At 67.3% G+C, this 21317-nt stretch carries 18 protein-coding genes; 7 read left to right on the plus strand and 11 right to left on the minus strand.

The features are described 5' to 3' along the window. Nucleotides 1-283 precede the first annotated feature (283 nt). On the plus strand, nt 284-757 hold the full coding sequence (locus tag HWX00_RS29805; RefSeq protein WP_175028749.1) for a VOC family protein: 474 nt from the start codon (nt 284-286) through the stop codon (nt 755-757). A 63-nt stretch (nt 758-820) separates the two neighbouring features. Here HWX00_RS29805 and HWX00_RS29810 read toward each other — a convergent pair whose 3' ends face one another. Beyond that, the gene (locus HWX00_RS29810) at nt 821-1612 is read right to left on the minus strand and encodes an AadA family aminoglycoside 3''-O-nucleotidyltransferase (RefSeq protein WP_175028748.1); all 792 of its coding nucleotides are present in this window, start codon (nt 1610-1612) and stop codon (nt 821-823) included. A 294-nt stretch (nt 1613-1906) separates the two neighbouring features. Further along, the gene (locus tag HWX00_RS29815) at nt 1907-2356 is read right to left on the minus strand and encodes an HU family DNA-binding protein (protein ID WP_034185832.1); all 450 of its coding nucleotides are present in this window, start codon (nt 2354-2356) and stop codon (nt 1907-1909) included. 257 nt (nt 2357-2613) lie between these two features. Here HWX00_RS29815 and HWX00_RS29820 point away from each other — a divergent pair, with 257 nt between their 5' ends. After that, entirely contained in the window at nt 2614-3732 is a 1119-nt protein-coding gene (locus tag HWX00_RS29820; RefSeq protein WP_175028747.1) for an acyltransferase family protein, read from the plus strand. Nucleotides 3733-4102: 370 nt separating this feature from the next. Here the strand turns inward: HWX00_RS29820 and galU are convergent, their stop codons facing one another. Then, on the minus strand, nt 4103-4990 hold the full coding sequence (gene galU, locus HWX00_RS29825) for a UTP--glucose-1-phosphate uridylyltransferase GalU (RefSeq protein WP_034185830.1): 888 nt from the start codon (nt 4988-4990) through the stop codon (nt 4103-4105). Between the two features lie 229 nt (nt 4991-5219). After that, complete coding sequence (locus HWX00_RS29830; protein ID WP_006479318.1) at nt 5220-5363, minus strand: hypothetical protein; 144 nt, start codon at nt 5361-5363, stop codon at nt 5220-5222. Between the two features lie 216 nt (nt 5364-5579). Here HWX00_RS29830 and HWX00_RS29835 point away from each other — a divergent pair, with 216 nt between their 5' ends. Then, the gene (locus HWX00_RS29835) at nt 5580-6758 is read left to right on the plus strand and encodes an acyltransferase family protein (RefSeq protein ID WP_034185829.1); all 1179 of its coding nucleotides are present in this window, start codon (nt 5580-5582) and stop codon (nt 6756-6758) included. A 343-nt stretch (nt 6759-7101) separates the two neighbouring features. Here the strand turns inward: HWX00_RS29835 and HWX00_RS29840 are convergent, their stop codons facing one another. From HWX00_RS29840 to HWX00_RS29850, 3 genes are read right to left on the minus strand one after another with little or no spacing between them, the layout of a single operon-like run. Next, entirely contained in the window at nt 7102-9567 is a 2466-nt protein-coding gene (locus HWX00_RS29840; RefSeq protein ID WP_175028746.1) for a glycosyltransferase family 4 protein, read from the minus strand. Then, entirely contained in the window at nt 9564-11030 is a 1467-nt protein-coding gene (locus tag HWX00_RS29845) for a flippase (RefSeq protein WP_034185827.1), read from the minus strand. Before HWX00_RS29845 ends, HWX00_RS29840 begins: the two co-directional genes overlap by 4 nt. A gap of 40 nt (nt 11031-11070) precedes the next feature. Beyond that, nucleotides 11071-13263 (minus strand): NHL repeat-containing protein, encoded by a 2193-nt coding sequence (locus HWX00_RS29850; RefSeq protein WP_175028760.1) that lies wholly within the window; start codon nt 13261-13263, stop codon nt 11071-11073. Between the two features lie 23 nt (nt 13264-13286). Between HWX00_RS29850 and HWX00_RS29855 the strand changes: the two genes are divergently transcribed. The 4 genes from HWX00_RS29855 (at nt 13287) to HWX00_RS29870 (ending at nt 16850) form a co-directional block, all read left to right on the plus strand. Then, nucleotides 13287-13679: a hypothetical protein gene (locus HWX00_RS29855; RefSeq protein WP_175028739.1), complete on the plus strand. Its 393-nt coding sequence runs from the start codon at nt 13287-13289 to the stop codon at nt 13677-13679. Between the two features lie 75 nt (nt 13680-13754). Next, on the plus strand, nt 13755-14819 hold the full coding sequence (locus tag HWX00_RS29860) for an acyltransferase family protein (RefSeq protein WP_049033171.1): 1065 nt from the start codon (nt 13755-13757) through the stop codon (nt 14817-14819). Between the two features lie 35 nt (nt 14820-14854). After that, nucleotides 14855-15901, plus strand: coding sequence for a GDP-mannose 4,6-dehydratase (gene gmd, locus HWX00_RS29865; RefSeq protein WP_034185824.1), 1047 nt, complete (start codon nt 14855-14857; stop codon nt 15899-15901). Continuing rightward, complete coding sequence (locus HWX00_RS29870; protein ID WP_034185823.1) at nt 15888-16850, plus strand: NAD-dependent epimerase/dehydratase family protein; 963 nt, start codon at nt 15888-15890, stop codon at nt 16848-16850. Before gmd ends, HWX00_RS29870 begins: the two co-directional genes overlap by 14 nt. A 106-nt stretch (nt 16851-16956) precedes the next feature. On the opposite strand, the gene HWX00_RS29875 is transcribed toward HWX00_RS29870, so the two are convergent. From HWX00_RS29875 to HWX00_RS29890, 4 genes are all read right to left on the minus strand, one after another. Next, nucleotides 16957-18147 carry an O-succinylhomoserine sulfhydrylase gene (locus HWX00_RS29875; RefSeq protein WP_175028745.1) on the minus strand — a complete coding sequence of 397 codons (1191 nt, stop codon included), beginning with the start codon at nt 18145-18147 and terminating at the stop codon, nt 16957-16959. A gap of 248 nt (nt 18148-18395) precedes the next feature. After that, nucleotides 18396-19928, minus strand: a complete 1533-nt coding sequence (purF, locus tag HWX00_RS29880; RefSeq protein ID WP_034185821.1) for an amidophosphoribosyltransferase — start codon at nt 19926-19928, stop codon at nt 18396-18398. A gap of 51 nt (nt 19929-19979) precedes the next feature. Further along, nucleotides 19980-20474 (minus strand): CvpA family protein, encoded by a 495-nt coding sequence (locus tag HWX00_RS29885; RefSeq protein ID WP_034185820.1) that lies wholly within the window; start codon nt 20472-20474, stop codon nt 19980-19982. 4 nt (nt 20475-20478) lie between these two features. Beyond that, nucleotides 20479-21300, minus strand: a complete 822-nt coding sequence (locus HWX00_RS29890) for an SPOR domain-containing protein (RefSeq protein ID WP_175028744.1) — start codon at nt 21298-21300, stop codon at nt 20479-20481. Nucleotides 21301-21317 lie beyond the last annotated feature (17 nt).

The raw sequence follows: 21317 nt of genomic DNA on the forward strand, positions 1-21317 counted from the left end.
TCCCGCGCGCCGGCAGCCGCTGCACGGGCCGGCGGCCGGAACCCGAGCCCCACGCACGCCGACCGGCCGGCAGCGGCGCCTGACGGCTGCAAAGCGCCGGGAACGCCATTTGCGGAGCACCGGTCGCCATCCGTTCGCCGAGCGACTATCCTCCGCACCGCCGGCGCCGCTCGTCCGGTGCGATCGCGATGTGCCGCAGCGTGTCGATTTCGGCAATCGTCGTCCGTCGTGTCGATGGCGGCACGCGATTCGCGCGTCGCCCCATTCATACAGGAGATACGCCATGACGATTCAGAAGATCACGCCTTTCCTCTGGTATTCGACGGAAGCCGAAGAAGCAGCGGCCTTCTACGCCGGCATCTTTCCGGATTCGCGCATCGTGCGCGTCACGGCAGTACCCGGCACCGACGGCACACGGATGGTCGAATTCGAACTGTTCGGCCAGCCGTTCTTCGCGATGAGCCACCCGCGCACGGAGACGTTCAATCACGCGATCTCGCTGCTGGTCAGTTGCGCCGACCAGGCCGAACTCGACCGCTACTGGAACGCGCTGATCGACAACGGCGGCACGCCCGACGCCTGCGGCTGGCTGAGGGATCGTTATGGCGTGTCGTGGCAGATCGTTCCGGAAGCGCTCATCCCGATGATGGCCGACCGCGACCCGGTCAAGGCGGCGCGCGTGGCCGCGGCGATGATGCGGATGGTCAAGTTCGACGACGCCGCGTTGAAAGCCGCCTTCGCGGGCACGGCGGGCTGACGACACCCGCCGGGCTGCGGCGCATGCGTGGCCGATCGCCGATCGCACGACCGGCATCCGCCGCTACGCCCGCAGCATCGACTCGACGGCCCGCCGTGCGTAGCCGATGAAGGCGGCGAGCGGTTCGCCGGCCAGGATTGCCGCGCCTGCGTCGCCCCCGAGATAGGCGTCGCGTGCGGCGGCCACCACCGGCCGATACGCGTCCGGCAGGCGCGCCAGCACCCATGCCGCGGCAACGTCCTTGGGGGCGATCGTGCCGGTCGCGGCGCTGTACCAGATACGCGCGAGTGCGAGCACCACGTTGCACTCGTCGCCGCGCCAGTCCGGCTCGGCGTTCCATTGCGCAACGGTATCGAGCAGCGCGGCGGCGAAATCGCGCGCGGGCACCGGCTCGAACAGCGCGACCGCGGGCGGCCCGGCCAGCGCGACACTGTGCTGCCGCGCCTTCGTCAGCAGGATCGCCAGATCGTGATCGACGAGCGGCGGTTCGACGATGCCGGCCTCGAGATCGCGGCGCAGCCATTCGCCGAACTGCAGTTCGCGCCGCGCCGGATGACGCCACGGCACCACGTCGCCGTGCGCGACGACGGTGACCTCCAGTGCGCGCAAGCCGCCTGCGCCGTGCGGCGGCGCCGACACGGCGAGCAGATCGCGCATCAACGCGTGCCGCACCGTTTCGTCGGGTCGCGCCGCCACCGTCACCAGCAGGTCGATGTCGCTGCGCGGTTTCAAGCCGCCGTCGAGCGCCGATCCGAACAGGTGGATGGCTGCCAGCGTTGCGCCGAGATGCCGCTCGATCGCGGCGCGTGCCGTGCCGACCTGTCCGGCGATTTCGTCCGGGATGAATTCAGTCACGACTGCGTGCGTTGCGATGCACACGCAACGGTCGCGGCGCGAGCGGCGCATGGCCGGGCTGCGGCGAAACCGCGTCCGGCGCCACTGCGGTTCGCAGTTCGCCATTCGGTATCGCGCGTGGGCGGCACGCGATGCAACGCGCGTCGCACGTCGTGGCGCGCATCGTCGCCGCGCCGCCGCTTCGCCGCCGCGCGAGTGGCGCGGCACAATAAAAATCCCCGCACGCTTTCGCGTACGGGGATCGCTGGACTCCGCAACGGCTGCCGACACGTATTCGGCAGTCGTTGCGCGGCATTACGCTGCCGCGTCCTTCAGCTTCTTCAGCGCACGTGCCTTCACGCGCACGCTGGCCGGCTTCGCCGGGAACCAACGCTCTTCGCCCGAGAACGGATCCTTGCCGAAGCGCTTCTTCTTCGCCGGCACGACTTGTGCCGTGATCTTCAGCAGACCCGGCAGCGTGAATTCGCCTGCGCCCTTCTTGTGGACCGAGCCCAGCACGACGTTCTCGAGTGCGGCGAGCACTGCCTTGACCGCCTTCACTTCGACAGCTGCGCGCTCAGCGATGTGCGTTGCGAGCGATGCCTTCGTGAACTTGTCCTTCAGCGGCGTCGGAGCAGCCGGTGCCGCCTTCGCGACAGCCTTCTTGGCCACTACTTTCTTCGCGGGCGCAGCCTTTTTGGCAGCCACTTTCTTGGTCGCCGGTGCGGCAGCCTTCTTGGCCACCTTTTTTGCGGAAGTCGCCATGTTTCTCCTACCAGGTGTGGTCGTTGGATACACGAAGCGTGCAACGCGCGCGCTTCAACGCCGGATTCTACAAGCGCCTTGACGCTTCGTGCAGTACTTTTATGCGTTTTCGCGGGGTTTCCCGCAGGTTTTGTTGCGCGCGACCGACTTCATCGACGCTCGAGCATCAAAAAACGCCTTCACGTATACGTCGGAACGCGAATTACGTTCGATATTTGCGCACCTATACTGGGCACGCTCAATGCCCGGATGCCTCCATGCGCGAAGTCAGATACGTCAAAGGACTCGACGGCCTGCGAGCCCTCGCCGTCATCCTCGTTTTCCTGTCCCACAAGGGCCACGTCCTTGCCGTCGACGTCGGCAAGCTCGGTGTGTGGACGTTTTTCCTCATCAGCGGATTCCTGATCGTCGGCGAGCTGCATCGCAACCGCCAGGCCGTCGAACGCGGCACCATGACGCGCCGCCACGCGCTCGCGCTGTTCCTCGCGAAGCGCGCGCTGCGGATCTTTCCCGTGTACTACCTGCTGCTCGCCGCGCTCGCGATCGCGCACGCGCTGTTCTACCAGCGCGGCGTCAACCTGGGACTCGCGTGGCACGCGGTGTTCCTGTCGAATTACTGGATCGGTGTCGTGAAGGACGGCTGGCCCGGCTCCACGTCGCACTTCTGGAGCCTCGCGGTTGAACAGCAGTTCTACCTGATCGCGCCGCTCGCGCTGCTCGCGGTACCGGCCGCGCGACACGTCGCGCTCGGCATCGCGGCCGTCGCGCTGTGCGCGCTCGCGCATCTCGCGCTCTACCTGTCCGATGCGTCGCCGGTGCTGATCTACGCGTTTTCCCCGTGGAATTTCGCACTGATCGCGCTCGGCGGCGTCGGCGCGATGGCGCTCGCCGATCGCGGCACGGCCGCCGTGCGTCGCGTGCCGCCCGGCTGGCTCGGCGCGGCCGGCGTCGTGTTCTTCCTCGTGCTGCCCGCGTGCACGACGCTGCCCGACGCGGTCGCGGGGCTCGCGGACCTCGGCCTGTCCGCGTCGCTCGGCGCGCTGATGCTGTGGCTCGTCAGCGAGCCCGACCACCCCGTCGTCGCGCTGCTCGACTGGGGCCCGCTCGTCTATCTCGGCACGATCAGCTACGGCTTCTACCTGTTCCACAACCTGATTCCGACGCGCTTCGGCGTGCTGCCCGCGTCCTTCGCGCACGTGCCGATGCCGGCATTCGTCCGTGAAGCACTGCCCGAGATGCAGCAATTCGCATTCGCCGTGCTGCTTGCGCACCTGTCCTGGCGCTATCTCGAAAAGCGGCTGCTCGACTTCAAGAAGCCGATCGCCACGATGCTCGCCCGGCACTTCGCCACGCAACCGAGCGCGTCGCCGCGCTGAAGGTCACGCAGACGCCCCCGGGCCAACAGAAAGACGGCGCCGCCTTCGCGCTGCCCGGCACTCGTCGAGCGGCGCGGCTTCATCTCGCGACACCCGCCGGCCCGACGCCTTCACGCGCGCACGTCATGTGCGTCACGCTCGTTGAACCGCCGAAGCACGCGCCCGAGCCAGTCCTTCGGCACCGGTTTCAGCCGCGGCGCACCACCGCGCCGGTACCGCGCCCCCGCGCCCCACGCCCGAATCCGGTACGACACACCGCCTTCGCGCACCACGACCGCGCACGCACGTGCGGACGCAAAAAAGCCCCGGCGCCTGAGCGGCCGGGGCCAACGGAACAACCACCACCTGAAACGACGGAGCGCGCAGCGGCCTATGCGACAGCCGCCAGCGCGGGCAAACAGGTACGCAGGTAGGCCTCGAATTCGCGGCTCACTTCCGGATGCTGGAGCGCGAGCTCGACGGTTGCCTTGAGATAGCCGATCTTGCTGCCGCAGTCGAAGCGCGTGCCGAAGTAGCGATACGCGAGCACCTGCTCGTTCGCGAGCAGCGACTGGACCGCGTCGGTCAGCTGCAGTTCGCCGCCGGCGCCCGGCTTGAGCTTGCGCAGATGATCGAAGATCGTCGGCATGAACACGTAGCGGCCGACCACGCCGAGATTCGACGGCGCATCTTCGGGCGCCGGCTTCTCGATGATGCCCGACAGCTTGATGACGTCCTCTTCCCATTCGCGGCCTTCGACGACGCCGTACGAGCGGCTGTCCTCGCGCGCGATCGTCTCGACGCCGATCACCGAGCTGTGATAGTGGTCGAACACGTCGACGAGCTGCTTGAGCACCGGCTGCTCGCCATGCAGCAGGTCGTCGGCGAGGATCACCGCGAACGGCTCGCCGTGCACGAGCTTCTCCGCGCACAGCACCGCATGGCCGAGACCGAGTGCTTCCGGCTGGCGCACGTAGAAGCAGTTGACGTTGCTCGGCTTGATGCCGCGCACCAGTTCGAGCAGCTTTTCCTTGCCGCGCGCCTCGAGTTCGGCCTCGATCTCGTACGACTTGTCGAAGTGATCCTCGATCGCGCGCTTGCTGCGCCCGGTCACGAAGATCATCTCGGTGATACCGGCGTTGATCGCTTCCTCGACCGCGTACTGAATCAGCGGCTTGTCGACGACGGGCAACATTTCCTTCGGGCTCGCCTTCGTTGCCGGGAGGAACCGCGTGCCGAGACCGGCAACGGGGAACACGGCCTTGGTGACTTTCAACATGTTCGCATCCTGATTGCGTTGACTGCGCCGCGTCGACCCGCGACCCGGCGCGATTGTGTTCCGAACGGCATATCGAGAATCGACGGCACTGCCAATTCCACTCCGCTCATTATCGATATGGACGATTGCCCAATGATTCCGAAAAAAATATAATCCCTTCCATTCGGTCGATATTGCCGGACCGAGTGCCGATACAGAAACAAATTACCGATTTTCCGGATACAAATTCTTACGATTCGAATTCCTCGATATAGGGCACGCCGCCCCGTTCGAGACCCGGGCGAATCGGTTCGTTCTTCAGCGCCTCCCGGTACGCCGACAGCACGGCCATGACCAGCAGTACTGCAGCGCTCGCGATCCAATGCATGTCCATCTTGCCGCTCCTTGCATCAATCATCTGGAGCTTCAAACTATCAGAAAAAAATCGGTAAATAATTGACGCGCCCGCGGAACCGCTTTCAGACCGGGATAAATCCATCATGTGGAAAACCGTTATTTCCGGGCAAGATTTTTTTATTCATTGATCGAATTCTTGCGCATTACGATGGGGTGAAACTTCCCCTCCATCCGTCGCAAGGAATCGAATCGCATGCAAGCTTTCAGCGGATCGTCTCTGGCCGCGCCGCCCGTCACCGATCACAAGGAACACGTGATCGACGCGATGCGCGGCTTCGCGGCGCTGCTCGTCGCCTATTTCCACTGCCGGCAGGTCGTCTGGGTCGGCATGCAGAGCTTCCATCAGGCTTACGGTCATGCCCTGAACCCGGGCGTGATCGCCGGCTACCTGACCTTCCCGTTCGCGTGGGGCTCCGCCGGCGTGCCGATCTTCTTCGTGATCAGCGGCTACTGCATCCACCGCAACGCGGCGCTCAAGCTCGCGGCCAATCCCGCGTACCGGCTCGACGCGCCGAACTTCTGGGTGCGCCGGTTCGCGCGCATCTATCCGGTGCTGCTCGCGGCGCTGCTGTTCACGCTCGCGCTCGACTCGGTCAGCCTGCAGATCGAGCCCGTCAGCCACAAGATCCGCGACGTCGGCATCGTCGCGTTCCTCGTGAACCTGTTCTCGCTGCAAGGCGTGGCCGGCTACACGTACGGGTCGAACGGCGCGCTGTGGACGCTGTCGCTCGAGGTGCAGTTCTACGCGATCTACCCGCTGCTGTTCGCGCTGCGCCGGCGCATCGGCATGCCGGCCGTCGTGGCCGCGATCGCGCTCGTCAACGTCGCGTCGGCGTGGTTGCTCGAACGGCACGACCTGCAGTTCTTCACGTCGTACTGGCTGTCCTGGACGATCGGCGCATGGATCGCCGACGTGCGTGCGCAGCAGGCGCGCGGCGCGGCCGCCCCCGTGCCGTCGCGTGCGTGGTACGCCGCGGCCGCCGTGCTGCTGGCCGCCGGCTGCGGCGCGTTCCATTTCGGCCAGTACGGCGCGTTCCAGCTGTGGTCGGCCGGCTTCGCGTGCTTCCTGTACCGCGCGCTCGCCCGCCCGCCGCGCCCGACGCCGCCGCTGCGCGTGCTGAGCTGGTTCGGCGACTTCAGCTACTCGCTGTACCTCGTCCACCTGCCGCTGTTCGTCTGCCTCGGCTCGGTGCTGTTCCACTCCGAGCTGCAGCTGTCGATCTGGCCGTCGTTCGCGTTCATGGCCGCCGCGATCCCCGTCGCGTACCTGTTCTACCGGCTGTTCGAACGGCCGGCGATGATGTGGTCGGCCAGCTTCAAGCCGACGCGCCCGGCCCGCGTCGTCGCGCCGGGGCCCGAACGGGCCGTCTGACACAGTCGGCCGGGTATCGGCGCCCCCGTGCGGCGTGTCGCCGTGCGGGGGCGTTTTCATGGCCGGCACGCGGTTGCATGCCGGGTTGTGCGGGGACGGGCAGCCTGCCGCCGTCCGACCGCGCCAGGGCCCGCCCATGCCGTCCCCGGCCGGTTTCCGCCGCGCGGCTGCCCCGCTTCATGATCGCCACTCAGACGCGATCGTCCGGTCTTGCGCGTCATGCGCACCGCAAACCGCCCGGCCCGGCGCTCGCCGGACCCATCATGCCCGCTGAAAAGCAAAGCCCTCACGCGGCGCACCGCCGCATGAGGGCTCGTTTCCCGCCGGCGCGCGCCGGCAACGGCTACCGCTTCTTCGCCTTCGCGGCCTTCGCCGTATCCGCAAGGATCTTCTCGACGCGCTCCACATAGGTCTCGGTGCCGAAGCGGCGCACCGCCGTCGCGCGCCCGCTCGCGACGAGCCGCTCGCGCAGCGCACCGTCGCGCTTCAGCGTCTCCAGCGCGCTGGCCAGCGCGATCGCATCCCCCGGCTCGCAAAGCAGCCCGTTGTCGCCGTCCTCGATGATCTCGACGACGCCGCCCGCGCGGGCCGCGACGACCGGCCGGCGCGCGAGCATCCCTTCGACGATCACGCGCCCGAACGGCTCCGGCGTGATGGACGTATGCGCGACGACGTCGACCGCCGTCATGCAGGCGGCCACGTCGCGCTGGAACCCGAGGAAATGCACCCGCTCGTCCATCCCGTGTTGCGCGACGAATTCGTGCAGCTGCGCAGCGTATTCGTCCTCGCCGAACAGCGGCGCGCCGACCAGCACCACGTGCATGTCGGGATGCCGTGCGGCGGCCTCCAGCAGCACGTGCTGCCCTTTCCAGCGCGCGAGGCGGCTGAACGAGCCGACGAGCCACGCGTGCTCGGGCAACCCGAGGTGCGTGCGCAGCGCGGCCGGGTTGACGCCTTCCAGCGCGTCGAACGGCTCGGCCGAAATACCGTTGAACACGACGTCGACGTGCTGCGGCGTGAAGCCCGTCAGCGTGCGGAACGCCTGCGCGGACGCGTCGGAGTTCGCGATCACGCGCGTCACGCCCAGCCGTGCGCAATACTTGATCGCCAGCAACTGCTTGCTGCCGAAATGGTCGGTGCTGACGATGTCGCGCAGATGCCAGACGACCGGCTTGCGCGCGAGCCGCCCGGCCAGCGCGGCGACGACCATCGCGCGCTGCGTGTTCGCATAGATCACTTCGGCGCGGCGCGCGCGGCGCGCGACGTCGCGCACCAGCCGCACGAGCTGCTTCACCGCGCCGAACGACACGCCGCCCTGCTTGCGCACGCCGGCGAGCGCGCCCTGGTCGACCACGTCGACACGCGCGCCGATCTCGTCGAGCGCCGCGCGAAACGGGCCGTCGTCGAACAGCAGCACGTCGGCGTTCGCGCGCATGTGCTTCATGATCTCGAGCAGCGACAGCTCGGCGCCGCCGAGCACGCCGCTCTGGTCGAGCACGAGCGTCGCCGGGCCGCGCGCGGCCGGCATCGGTGCGATCGCCGTGCCGCGCTGCGCGGTCGAACCGGGCAGCGCCGCCTCCACGTAGTCGAGGAAACGCCGCCGGAACGTATCGGCGGAGAACCGCTCCGCGTTCGTGCGGCAGGCGCCCGGCGTGAAGCGCTGCGGCGCGCGCTCGAAGTCGTCGACGGCCGCGACGATCGCGTGCGGCGTCTGTTCGTCGAAGAACAGCCCGGTCGGGTTCGGGTTCGACTGCGGGTCGAGCACGGTCTCGAGCGCGCCGCCCTTGCCGTACGCGATCACCGGCGTGCCGCACGCCTGCGCCTCGACGACCGAGATCCCGAAATCCTCCTCGGCCGCGAACACGAACGCCTTCGCGCGCCGCATCCGGTCGTGCAGCACCGCGAACGGCTGATAGCCCATGATCTCGACGTTCGGGCCGGCCTTCGCGCGGATCTTCTGCATCTCGGGGCCGTCGCCGATCACGACGAGCTTGCGCTCGGGCGTGTGCGAGAAAGCCTCGACGATCAGGTCGATCTTCTTGTACGGCACCATCCGCGACGCGGTCAGGTAGAAATCCTCCTTGTCGGCGTTCAGCGAAAACGCGTCGACGTCGACCGGCGGGAAGATCACCGCCGCGTCGCGGTGGTAGACCTTCTTGATGCGTCGCGCGATGAACGCGGAATTCGCGACGAAGCCGTCCACCGCGTTCGCGGTGCGCGTGTCCCAGTTGCGGATGTAGTGGAGAATCATCCGCGCGAGCAGCGATTTCGGCCCGTGCGTGAGATTCGACTGCTCCAGATACTGGTGCTGCAGGTCCCACGCGTAGCGGATCGGCGAATGCACGTAGCTGATGTGCACCTGGTCCGGCCCCGTCAGCACGCCCTTCGCGACCGCGTGGCTGCTCGAGATCACGAGGTCGTACTCGGACACGTCGAGCTGCTCGATCGCGAGCGGCATCAGCGGCAGGTAGCCGCGGTACTTGGTGCGCGCGAACGGCAGCTTCTGGATGAAGGACGTCGTCACCGGCTTGCCGCGCACGAATGCGCGGTCGTCGAGAAAATCGACGAGGCTGAACAGGTCGGCGTCGGGAAAGCACGCGACGATCTGCTCCAGCACGCGCTCGGCGCCGGCATAGGTGACGAGCCAGTCGTGGACGATCGCCACGCGCAGCGCGCGCGACGGCTGCCGCGCGCTGGCGCGCCCGGCCGGCACGGGCCGGCGCAGGGCGGCGACGTCGCCGGCTTCGGCCACGGCGGCATCGGCCGTGGAGAGATTCAATACGGCGTGTTCCGCCAGATCGCGATTCATACGGTTTTCCTCGCATTGAGACGGACAAACAGGTCGCGCACGAGCGCACGCAACCCCGGCGTCATCGTGAGCGACCACGCGACGTTCAGCACCAGTACGACCGCGCACATGCCGATCGACTCGCCGAGCCCCGGCCATGCCTGCGCCAGGAACAGGCTCGCCAGCAGGAAGGCGAGGTGCGCGAGCATGTCGAGCACGATCGCGCGCATCCGGATCGCCGACAGGTACAGCAGCACGCCGTAGTCGACCAGCGCGCGCGCCGCGACGACCACCGCCGCGCCGATCAGCCCGAAGTGATGAATGCCGAACCACAGGCCGCCGACGAAGAACGGCATCTCGACGAGCCCGGCGAATGCCGCGCGGGCCGGATTGACCTGCGACTGGATCAGGATCCGCGTCACGCTCGCCTGGCCGACGAGCCACACGCTGATCACCAGCACGCGGCCGACCGGCGCTGAATGCGCGGCGAGATCGGCGCCGACCCACAGCGTGAGGAACGGCGCGAGCGCGAAGATCGCGACGATGCCGACCGGCGTGAACACGCCGTTCAGGAATTCGAGCGACTGGCGCGCGAGCGTGTCGGCATGGTCGCGGCCGACCGCCGACAGGCGCGGGAACAGCGTGCGCACGAGCGCGTTCGGCAGCATGTTCAGGCGCGTGACGAGGTTCTGCGGCACCGTGTAGTAGGTAACGAACTTCGCGCCCATGCCGGCGCCGAGCATCACGCGGTCGAGCGTGTCGGCGATCATGCTGGTCGTGCTCGCGATCAGCATCCAGCCGCCGAAGTTGAACAGCCCTTTCGCGGTGCCCCACTGCGGCGGATCGATGCGCCGGATGCCGAGCACCTTGATGCTGGCCTGGCCGAGCATCACCGCCGCGATCAGGCGCGCGACGACGGCCGCCGCGAGCACCGTCTGCAGGTTCGGCGCGATCCACCACGCGGCGCCGAGCGGCAGCAGCTGGAACAGGAAGGTGCCGATCGTCTGGTTCGTGTTGAACACGCCGAACCGCTCGGCGCCGTTGATCGCGCCGGCGAACACCCACGACACGTTCGCGAGCGGAATCGCGAGCGCGAGCCACGGCAACGCGAGATACACCTCGTGCTGCATCGCGGCCGACACCTTCGTGAAGTACGCGGTGTAGACGAACGCGCCGAAATAGATCAGCAGCCCGCCGACGATGCCGGTGCCGAGATTCAGCCAGAACGCGCTCCAGAACACGCGCGCGCTTTCGTCGGCATTGCCGCTCGCGAGCGCCTTGGAGATGTGGTTCTGCGCGGCCATGCTCATCCCGAGATCGAGGATCCCGAAATAGCCGATCAGCGTCCACACGAGGCTGACGACGCCATAACGCTCGACGCCGAGCGCGTGGATGTAGGCGGGCACCGTCACCAGCGACACGAAGGTCGGCAGGATCAGCCCGATGAAGTTGATCGAAACGTTCTTGAGTATGCCTTTGTCCATGCTTGAGCCTTGAGTGACGTCGACGACGGCGCGCCGCCCGTCACGGTTTCCAGCGATACATGAGCACCTTGCCGCGCGCGTCTTCCTCGACGAACACGAGGTATTCGCCGTTCTCGCGCCGGAATGCGCTGATGCCGAACGGCACGTCGACCCAGCCGGATGCCTTGCCGACCTCGACGCCCGGGCTCATCACGCCCACTTCCTTGCCGGTGTCCTTGTCGTACACGTGGATCTTGCCGACCGGCTCCACGGTGAAGATGTAGCGGCCCTCGACCGTGATCCCGATCAGGTCGAGGATCGGTTTCGCATCGAGCTGCCACGGCAGCGCGACCGTGTAACGCACCACGGGCGAGCCGGTCGACCACTTGTCGAAGCGCACCAGCACGCGCCCGACTTCCTTGTTGATGCCCGGCTGCGGCGGCGCATCGGCCGTGTAGCCGGTCACGTACAGCGTGTCGGTCTGCGCGTCGTAGATCGCGCGGCGCAGCTGCGTGAACGGCTGCGGCATCGGGTAGGTCGTGACCTTGTCGTACGAGTAGACCGGGTTGCCGGCCTTGTCGAGCCCGCCGTAAGCGAAGCGGTGAATGCCGCGTACGTCGCTCGTGCGCCAGATGTCGCCCTTCGTGTCGACCCACCAGCCCCAGCCGCCCGCCCTCGCCTTGGTCGTCGTGTTGGTCGTGAATTCGTCGGCGTCGAGCCGGCCGTTGCCGTTCGCGTCGCGCCACAGCCAGTCGCCGCCCGGCGGCTTGTTCGGCACCTTGTCGACCGGCCGCGCGCGGCCCGCGATCAGGCCCGACGGAATCGCGACCTCGCCGTCGCGCTTCGCGTCGAAGCGGTAGATCTTCAGGTGATCGGCGTACATGTCGGTCAGGTACAGGAACGTGCGGCCGTCGAGCCGCCGCGCGAGCGGCATGCCGGGATACTGATCGGTGTGAAACACCGGGTCGTCCGGATACTTGAAGCGGTTCGACAGGAAGCCGACGTATTTCCAGTCCTGGCCCGGCGGCTTCGACAGGTCGAGCTCGAAGCGCTTGTTGCCCGTGTACACGCTGTTCGGCCGCGCGGGGTCGAGCCACGCGCCGTCGACGAACAGCAGCCCGTGCACCTGCCAGCGCGGCTTGCCGTCCGGCGTGTAGCTTTCGAGCACCGCGCCGAGCCCGGCGCCGATCGTGTCGTGGCGCGGGCCGATGCCGTTCATCGACACGTAGATGTTGCCCGCGCGGTCGACGCCGACGCCCGTCAGCCCGTTGAAGCGCTGCGGCCCGGGACGCCCCGGCACGGGGCCCGCGAAAATGCCGCCGCGCTCGCCGAACGTGCCGGACTGCGCATAACCCTTGCCGCCTTTCGAGAAAATCAGGATCTGCTGGCGCGGCCCGTTGTCCGCGACGAGCACGCGCCCTTTCGCGTCGACCGCCACGTCCACGGCGTCGGTGCCTTCCGGCAGCGCGGGCGCATCGTCGAGCTTGCGGCCGTCGGCGCGCACGTGCACGAGATGCGCGGGCCCGGTCAGCGTATCGGTCAGCAGCCACAGCGTGCCGTCCCCGGCGAGCGCGATGCGGCCCGGCTCGTGCGCGCTCCACGTCCCCTTCTGCTGCATCGTCTCGGCGTCGTAGACATCCACGACGTCGCGCGACGGATTCGTCGCGAACAACGTCTTGTCGTCGGCCGCGAGGCCGCCCACTTCCGCCTTCGCCTCGCCCACTTCCGAGCGCGTGGGGGCCGGTACCTCGTTCATCATCATGAAGCTCGCGGCCATCCGCGCGCGGCCGGCGTCGGCGCGCCCGCCCGGCGCGACCTGCGGCGACGCGCGAAACGGCGCGGGCTGCTTCATGTCGCCGATCGTGCGCCGCGAGATGCCGAACCACTGCTTGCCCTTGTCCGGCCAGATGCCGGGCGACTGCAGGTGACCGCGCTCGTTGCCGACGCCGATCGCGACATACGCGTACTTGCCGTTCACCGCGATGGCATTGCCGCCGAGATTGCCCCAGCCGTGCGTGCCGCCGGCGAAGCCGAGCATCTTCCCGTCCTGGTAGACGCTCGCCTCGGCCCCGCTCTCGTCCCACGGCGCATTCGTATACACCTTGCCGTCAGGCGTCACCGCGATCGCGCGGATGTCGATTTGCGTCCAGCTGCCATCGCCATAGCCGAACGTGTTGCCGATCCACGACGTCGTCGCGGGCAACACCGTTTCGGCCGGCGCGGTGCTCGTCAGCAGCGCCGCGCCTACCGTCATGCCTACCAGAATCAGACGTCGCAATGCGCTTCTCCAGACTTGATGCAACAGCGGCCGGCGCCGCCGCGGATTACCGCCGGCGCACCCTGCCGCTAAATGGGTTTCAAACGTCGCGATGCAGGTTACAAGCAAAAATAATCACAAGAAATTTGGAAATATTTGGGGATGTTTCTGCCGGAGATATCGAACCGGAACAGGCAGTAATCAGCATCCGAAAACGGCAATATCGACCGCCTTGCGCTCGCCACCGCGTAGAAAATGCCGCTCCGCACCGCCTGCCGCGGGCCTCCGGCGTCAATCTTTCATCTCGCGACCGGAATAATCGGCATTTGAATGTTTTCCGTCAGATAAATGGCGCGCGTTTTTTTGCCGATTTCTTTTCCCTAGAATCGATTTCGACTCGATATTTCATTTAAAGGCATGCATTACGTTCACGCATCGGATGTGCGACACGCCGCGGCCCGCGCCGCGCGTCGCAAAGGAGCGGCGCGATGACGGGCACCTCGCGAACCGCCGACCTGACCCCGCCGCAACACGGCCGCATCGTGCAGCTCGACGGGCTGCGTGCGATCGCGGTGGGCGCCGTGTTCCTGCAGCACGCGCTGAAAGCGCCGCTGTGGATGGGCGTCGACCTGTTCTTCGTGCTGAGCGGCCTGCTGATCACCGGCATCCTGCTCGATCGCAAGGCGCGCGGGCAGTCGTACTTCAGCCACTTCTATGCGCGCCGCGTGCGCCGCATCCTGCCGCCGTACGTGCTGCTGCTGGTGGTGTCGACGCTCCTGTTCGGCGCGAGCTGGCTGCCGCACTGGCCGTGGTTTGCATTTTTCTCGACCAACATCGGCCTGTCGCTCGGCAGCATCGGCCACGACAGCCTGAACGTGCTGTGGTCGCTCGCGGTCGAGGAGCAGTTCTACATCTTCTGGCCGTTCGTCGTGCTGTGGTGCTCGGAGCGCGCGCTGCTGTGGGTCGCCGCCGCGCTGGTCGTCGCCGCGCCGGTGCTGCGCGCGATCGCGACGCCGTGGTTCGATTCGTTCTGGCCGATCTACTACCTGACGCCGTTCCGGATGGACCTGCTCGCGGCAGGCGCCTTGCTCGCGATCGTGCTGCGCCGCGACCGGCGCGCGCTGGAGCCGTTCTACCCGCTCGCGATCGTCGGCGCGCTCGTGTCGCTCGCGATCCTCGGCTGGCTGCACCTGTCGTTCCCGCGCTTTCGCGCCGCGAACACGCCGCTGTCGAATGCGGCGCTCTACAGCATCTCGCTGCTGCTGTGCACGTCGATCGTCGTGATCGCGCTGCGCGGGCGCGGCCTCGTGCAACGCGTGCTGACGAACCCGATGCTCGTCTACGTCGGCACCGTCAGCTACACCGTGTACCTGATCCACCTGAGCGTGCTGTATGCGCTCTGGCCGCTGCACCTGAACCGTTTCGTCACGGCCGCGCTCGCGCTGGCGATCACGCTCGCTTACGCGACCCTGAGCTGGTACGGCTTCGAACGGCGCCTGACGCGCGGCCCCGCACGCCGCGCGCTGCCGGCCGCCGCCGGCACGACCGCCTGAATTTCACCATCCATCGTTTCTACCAGGACAACGCCATGAGCCAAACTCGCAAGAAGGCCATCATCACCGGGATTTCGGGCCAAGACGGTGCGTACCTGACCAAGCTGCTGCTCGACAAGGGCTACGAGGTCACCGGCACCTACCGCCGCACCAGCTCGGTGAATTTCTGGCGCATCGCCGAGCTCGGCGTCGACACGCACCCGAACCTCACGCTTGTCGAACACGACCTGACCGACGCCGGCTCGAGCCTGCGCCTGCTCGAACGCACGCAGCCCGACGAACTGTACAACCTCGCCGCGCAGAGCTTCGTCGGCGTTTCGTTCGACCAGCCGGCGACGACCGCCGAGGTGACCGGCATCGGCCCGCTGAACCTGCTCGAGGCGATCCGCGTCGTGAGCCCGAAAACGCGCTTCTACCAGGCGTCGACGTCGGAGATGTTCGGCAAGGTGCAGGCGATTCCGCAGACCGAAACGACCGCGTTCTATCCGCGCAGCCCGTACGGCGTCGCGAAGCTGTACGCGCACTGGATGACCGTGAACTACCGCGAGTCGTACGGCCTGTTCGGCAGCAGCGGCATCCTGTTCAACCATGAGTCGCCGCTGCGCGGCCGCGAGTTCGTCACGCGCAAGATCACCGACACGATCGCGAAGATCAAGCTCGGCAAGGCGACGCGCCTCGAGCTCGGCAACCTCGATGCGAAACGCGACTGGGGCTTCGCGCTCGAATACGTCGAAGGAATGTGGCGCATGCTGCAGGCCGACGAGCCCGACACCTACGTGCTGGCGACCAATCGCACCGAGACCGTGCGCGACTTCGTGCGGATGGCCTTCGCGGCGGCCGGCTACCAGATCGAATGGGCCGGCAAGGGCGAACAGGAGCGCGGCCTCGACGCGGCGACCGGCAACGTGCTCGTCGAAGTGAATCCGAAGTTCTACCGCCCTGCCGAGGTCGACCTGCTGATCGGCTGCGCGGACAAGGCCAAGGCCAAGCTCGGCTGGGCACCGAAGACGACGCTCGAACAACTTTGCCAGATGATGGTCGAAGCGGATTTGACGCGGAACCAACACCATGACACGTTCTGAAACCGGACGCCCGTCGCGCCGTGCGTTCGTCACGGGCCTGACGGGCTTCACGGGCCGCTACATGGCCGAACGCCTGCAGGCGGCCGGCTATGACGTCTGGGGCACGGTCGCGCCCGGCGCGCCGCGGCCCGACGATCCGGCGTTCGCGCACTGCACGCTGCTACCCGTCGATCTGCTCGACGCCGATGCGATGCGCGCGGCCGCGGCCGACGCGCGTCCCGATGCGGTCGTGCATCTCGCCGCGCGCGCGCACGTCGCGCAGGACGAGCCGTCGCAGACCTACGCGGTCAACATCACCGGCACGCGCAACCTGCTGGCCGCGCTCGCGGGCCTCGACCGCCGCCCGTCGGCCGTGCTGCTGGCCAGCAGCGCGAACATCTACGGCAACTCGACGGCCGGCGTGCTCGACGAAACCGTCGCGCCGGCCCCGGCGAACGACTACGCGGTCAGCAAGCTCGCGATGGAATATGCGGCGAAGCTGTGGGCCGACCGGCTGCCGATCGTGATCGCGCGGCCGTTCAACTACACGGGGGTCGGCCAGAGCGACGCCTACCTGCTGCCGAAGCTCGTCGCGCACTACGCGCGCAACGCCCCGCGGATCTCGCTCGGCAACCTCGACGTGAGCCGCGATTTCTCCGACGTACGCGACGTGACGGCCGCCTATCTGAAGCTGGTCGAAGCCGCACCGGCCGGCGAGACGTTCAACGTGTGCTCGGAGCGCGCGTATTCGCTGAAGGAAGTGCTCGCGATGCTGTCGCGCATCGCTGGTTACGTGATCGACGTGACGATCGATCCGCGCTTCGTGCGGCACAACGAGGTGAAAAGCCTGAGCGGGTCGCGCGACAAGCTGCGGCGCGCGGTGGGCGACTTGCCGGTCACGCCGCTCGACGAAACGCTGCGATGGATGGTCGACGCGATGCGCGACGCGCCGCCCGCGCACGCCGGCTGAACCGGGCAACGAATCGCACGCGCCGTCGCGTGCGCCGAAACGACAACGGGCCGCTCTTTCGAGCGGCCCGTGTCATTCATGCCGGCCCGGAAACCGGCCGCTCGACTCAGCCTTCGAGGCCGCGCGCCAGATCGGCACGAACGTCGGCTGCGTGCTCGAGGCCGACCGCCAGGCGGATCAGCCCTTCGGTGATCCCGGCCGCCGCGCGCGCTTCCGGCGTGATGCGGCCGTGCGTCGTGGTGGCCGGATGCGTGATCGTCGTGCGCGTGTCGCCGAGGTTGCCGGTGATCGACACCAGCTTCGTACTGTCGATCACGCGCCAGGCGTTCTCGCGCTGCTGCTCGGGCGTGTCGCCCTTCAGCTCGAACGACACGATCGCGCCGCCCGCCTTCTGCTGGCGCTTCGCGAGCGCATGCTGCGGGTGCGATTCGAGGCCCGGATAGAACACGCGCGCCACGGCCGGATGCGAATCGAGCCAGCGCGCGATTTCCAGCGCATTCGCCGATTGCTTCTCGACGCGCAGCGACAGCGTCTCCATTCCCTTCAGCAGCACCCATGCGTTGAAGGCCGACAACGTCGGGCCCGCGCTGCGCACGAACGGGAACACCTTGCCCATGATGAATTCCTTCGAGCCGACCAGCGCGCCGCCGAGCACGCGGCCCTGCCCGTCGAGGAATTTCGTCGCCGAGTGCATCACGACATCCGCGCCGAGCTTCAGCGGCTGCTGCAGCACCGGGCTGCAGAAACAGTTGTCAACGACGAACAGCGCGTTCGCGGCCTTCGCGATCTTGCCGATCGCCTCGATGTCGGCGAGTTCGGTCAGCGGGTTCGACGGCGTCTCGAGGAAGAACATCTTCGTTTCCGGCCGCACGGCTTCCTGCCATGCGTTGAGGTCGGTCGGGTCGACGAAGGTCGTCGTGATCCCGAACTTGCTGAAGATCTGCGAGAACATCCCGAGCGTCGAGCCGAACAGGCTGCGCGAGCTGACCAGATGGTCGCCCGCCTGCAGCGCGGACATCACGACCGACATGATCGCGGCCATCCCCGACGCCGTCGCGATGCACGCCTCGCCGCCCTCGAGCGCCGCGAGACGCTCCTGGAACATGGTGACGGTCGGGTTCGTGAAGCGCGAATAGGTGAAGTAGTCTTCCGAGTTCGCGAAGCGCTCGGCCGCATCGGCCGCGCTCGAGAAGCAGAAGCTCGACGTGAGGAACAGCGCTTCCGAGTGCTCGTTGAAGTCGCTGCGCAGCGTGCCTGCGCGCACGGCAAGCGTGTCGAAGTTGAGGGAGTCGTCCATGTTCCGTTTTCCGTATCCGATGGCCGCGCGCGTCGCGCAGGCCAGATCAAAACCAGGCCAAAAAAACAAAAAGCCCGCTATGCGTCGGCATCAGCGGGCTTCGGTGCGGTACGACAGCGATCGACTCGGGCCGGCTGCCGCCGGCCTTCGCTTTAGCTGTTTTGGGAAGGTGCCCCGCGTCCGCAAGCTGATATCAAATCGACGCAAGGCCACATCCTATCACGCCTCGATACAAGCGTGCGCCAGTGTCACTCGACCGACAGCTGCAGGTTCATCTGCGAACGTTCGGTGTCGCCGGCCGTATCGCGATCGGCCTGCGACGCCGGCGCGAGACGCGCGCGCTCGATCGCATCCAGATACTCGGGCGTCACGTCGCCGGTGATGTAGTTGCCGTCGAAGCACGATGCCTCGAAGCGCTCGAGCTTCGGGTTGATGTCGCGCACCGCGCGGCGCAGGTCGTCGACGTCCTGGTAGATCAGGTGGTCGGCGCCGATCATCTTCGCGACTTCCTCGTCGGTGCGGCCATGCGCGACGAGCTCGCCGCGCGTCGGCATGTCGATGCCGTACACGTTCGGGAACTTCACGGGCGGCGCGGCCGACGCGAAGATCACCGACTTCGCGCCCGCATCGCGCGCCATCTGCACGATTTCATGCGAGGTCGTGCCGCGCACGATCGAATCGTCGACGATCAGCACGTTCTTGTCCTTGAACTCGATGCTCATCGCGTTGAGCTTCTGGCGCACCGACTTCTTGCGCACGGCCTGCCCCGGCATGATGAACGTGCGGCCGACGTAGCGGTTCTTGAAGAAGCCTTCGCGATACTCGACGCCGAGCTTCGCGGCGACCTGCATCGCGGCCGGGCGCGACGAATCGGGAATCGGCATCACGACGTCGATCGGCACGTTCGGCAGCTCGCGCTTGATCTTCTCGGCGAGATAGTCGCCCATGCGCAGGCGCACGTTGTAGACGGGCACGCCGTCGAGGCACGAATCCGGACGCGCGAGGTACACGTATTCGAACATGCACGGATTCAGCGTCGGGTTCTCCGCGCACTGCTGGCTGTGGAAATTACCGGCCTTGTCGATGAAGATCGCTTCGCCCGGCTCCAGGTCGCGCACGAATTCGAAACCGATGCCTTCTACCGCCACCGATTCCGACGCGACCATCCATTCGGTACCGTGCTCGGTCTCGAGCTTGCCGATGCAGAGCGGACGAATGCCGAACGGATCGCGGAACGCGAGCAGGCCGTAGCCGGCGATCAGCGACACGATCGCGTACGACCCCTCCAGGCGGCGATGCACGCCCGAGACCGCCTTGAACACCGACGCCGGATCGAGTTCGAGGCCGGTGGTCGACAGTTGCAGCTCGTGCGCGAACACGTTGAGCAGCACTTCGCTGTCGGAATTGGTGTTGATGTGCCGGCGGTCGATCCGGAACATCTCGTCCTTCAGCTGCTGCCAGTTCGTCAGGTTGCCGTTGTGCGCGAGGATGATCCCGAACGGCGCGTTCACGTAGAACGGCTGCGCCTCGGCCTCGCTCGACGCCGAACCGGCCGTCGGGTAGCGCACCTGGCCGATGCCGTAGGTGCCGGGCAGGCTGCGCATGTTGCGCGTGCGGAACACGTCGCGCACCATGCCGTTCGCCTTGTACATGTGGAAATTGCTGCCGTCCGCCGTCGCGATGCCCGCCGCGTCCTGACCGCGATGCTGCAGCAGCAGCAGGCTGTCATAGATCAGCTGATTGACCGGGGATTGGGAGATAACGCCTACGATGCCGCACATGGCATGTCCTTCAGAATGACAAAAACGGTTCCGTCCTGCCCAGCCGCGTCGTCACACGCGTACGTACTGGGCCATGCCGTCGGGCAGGAGCTGCTTCAGCTCGTGCACGCCCTGTTCGGCGAAAGGACGCAATAGCGCATTGCGCCAGAAATCCTGTTTGGGCAGTTCGGTCAGCCCGGCCGCCGCGACCAGCAGCACCACCAGCACACAGCCGCGGACGAGCCCGAACATCATGCCCAGCGAGCGGTCGACGCCGCCCAGGCCACTGGCCTGCGCGATCCGCGACAGCAGCGCGTTGGCGACACCGGCGACCAGCACGACGCCGATCACGAGCAGCGCGAAGGCGATCACCCACTGCGTCAGCGCGCCGCCCGGCCAATTCGCCGGAATGTACGGCACGACCAGCCCGACGTAGCGGCCCGCGATCACGACCGCCGCAATCCAGCCGATCAGCCCGAATATCTCCGATACGAAGCCGCGCCACGCCCCGCGCAGCGCCGACAACACAATCACCGCCAATACAGCGTAGTCGAAAGCCGTCAGCATCGTGTTACTGCGTCAACCCGGCTTCGCGCACCTTCGCGATCGCGGCGGAGGCCGCCGAGCGATCCGCGAACGGGCCCGCACGCAACAGTGTAGCCGTGCTGCCGTCCGCCTGCTTGCGATGCTCGACATATGCGGGCACGCCCGCCGATTTCAATTTGGTTGCCCACGAACGGGCCGTCGCGTCGTCCTTGAACGAACCGAGCTGCACCGCGAAGCGCGCACCGGCCGGCGATGCCGGCGACGACGCGTCGCCGCTGTCCGGGCTCGCGGCGTCGGCATTCGCGACGGGCGCGGGCTTCGGCGCGGCCGGTTTCGCCGCGGGGGCGGCCGGCTTCGGCGGCGTCACGCTCGCCGTGGTCGTCGTATCGGGTTTCGCGGCCGGCTTGGGCGCGGGCGCCGGTACGGGTGCCGGCGCGGCCGCAACGGCCGTGTCGGATGCCGGCGGTTCGTCATGCGCGACGCCTGCCTGCACGTCGGCCGCATCGTCGTCACGCGGCGCGACCGCCTGGTGCGCGGGCCGGTTCGGGATGTCGATCGCGATGTCGTCCGTGACGGGCTTCGGGTGTGAATCGAGCACCATCGGCAGCACGATCACGGCCGCCACGACGAGCGCGATCGCGCCGACGAGGCGACGGCGCGCGCGTTGCTTTTCTGGAAGGGTCGGATCGAGGAGCAGTGCGTCCGATTCCGGACGCTCGGTGCGGCGCGAGCGGCGCTCGACGCGCTCGGTGGTGCGCTCCGTGCGCACGTTCCGGGAGGTCCCGGTGCGACCGCCGCGCCGCGAGGGCGCGTCGTCGTCTTTTTTGCCGAACGAGAAAATTCCCATGAATGGCTGAGTCCGAA

Origin of the sequence: Burkholderia seminalis DSM 23518 (assembly GCF_902832885.1) — a bacterium.
In the GTDB taxonomy this organism is placed as follows: Bacteria; Pseudomonadota; Gammaproteobacteria; order Burkholderiales; family Burkholderiaceae; genus Burkholderia; species Burkholderia seminalis.

What these genes read in the sequence shown, in the direction of transcription:
- HWX00_RS29805 (WP_175028749.1), top strand. Translation starts at nt 284, where the DNA reads ATGACGATTCAGAAGATCACGCCTTTCCTCTGGTATTCGACGGAAGCC.
- HWX00_RS29815 (WP_034185832.1), bottom strand. Translation starts at nt 2,356, where the DNA reads ATGGCGACTTCCGCAAAAAAGGTGGCCAAGAAGGCTGCCGCACCGGCG.
- HWX00_RS29820 (WP_175028747.1), top strand. Translation starts at nt 2,614, where the DNA reads ATGCGCGAAGTCAGATACGTCAAAGGACTCGACGGCCTGCGAGCCCTC.
- galU (WP_034185830.1), bottom strand. Translation starts at nt 4,990, where the DNA reads ATGTTGAAAGTCACCAAGGCCGTGTTCCCCGTTGCCGGTCTCGGCACG.
- HWX00_RS29830 (WP_006479318.1), bottom strand. Translation starts at nt 5,363, where the DNA reads ATGGACATGCATTGGATCGCGAGCGCTGCAGTACTGCTGGTCATGGCC.
- HWX00_RS29835 (WP_034185829.1), top strand. Translation starts at nt 5,580, where the DNA reads ATGCAAGCTTTCAGCGGATCGTCTCTGGCCGCGCCGCCCGTCACCGAT.
- HWX00_RS29840 (WP_175028746.1), bottom strand. Translation starts at nt 9,567, where the DNA reads ATGAATCGCGATCTGGCGGAACACGCCGTATTGAATCTCTCCACGGCC.
- HWX00_RS29845 (WP_034185827.1), bottom strand. Translation starts at nt 11,030, where the DNA reads ATGGACAAAGGCATACTCAAGAACGTTTCGATCAACTTCATCGGGCTG.
- HWX00_RS29850 (WP_175028760.1), bottom strand. Translation starts at nt 13,263, where the DNA reads ATGACGGTAGGCGCGGCGCTGCTGACGAGCACCGCGCCGGCCGAAACG.
- HWX00_RS29855 (WP_175028739.1), top strand. Translation starts at nt 13,287, where the DNA reads ATGCGCTTCTCCAGACTTGATGCAACAGCGGCCGGCGCCGCCGCGGAT.
- HWX00_RS29860 (WP_049033171.1), top strand. Translation starts at nt 13,755, where the DNA reads ATGACGGGCACCTCGCGAACCGCCGACCTGACCCCGCCGCAACACGGC.
- gmd (WP_034185824.1), top strand. Translation starts at nt 14,855, where the DNA reads ATGAGCCAAACTCGCAAGAAGGCCATCATCACCGGGATTTCGGGCCAA.
- HWX00_RS29870 (WP_034185823.1), top strand. Translation starts at nt 15,888, where the DNA reads ATGACACGTTCTGAAACCGGACGCCCGTCGCGCCGTGCGTTCGTCACG.
- HWX00_RS29875 (WP_175028745.1), bottom strand. Translation starts at nt 18,147, where the DNA reads ATGGACGACTCCCTCAACTTCGACACGCTTGCCGTGCGCGCAGGCACG.
- purF (WP_034185821.1), bottom strand. Translation starts at nt 19,928, where the DNA reads ATGTGCGGCATCGTAGGCGTTATCTCCCAATCCCCGGTCAATCAGCTG.
- HWX00_RS29885 (WP_034185820.1), bottom strand. Translation starts at nt 20,474, where the DNA reads ATGCTGACGGCTTTCGACTACGCTGTATTGGCGGTGATTGTGTTGTCG.
- HWX00_RS29890 (WP_175028744.1), bottom strand. Translation starts at nt 21,300, where the DNA reads ATGGGAATTTTCTCGTTCGGCAAAAAAGACGACGACGCGCCCTCGCGG.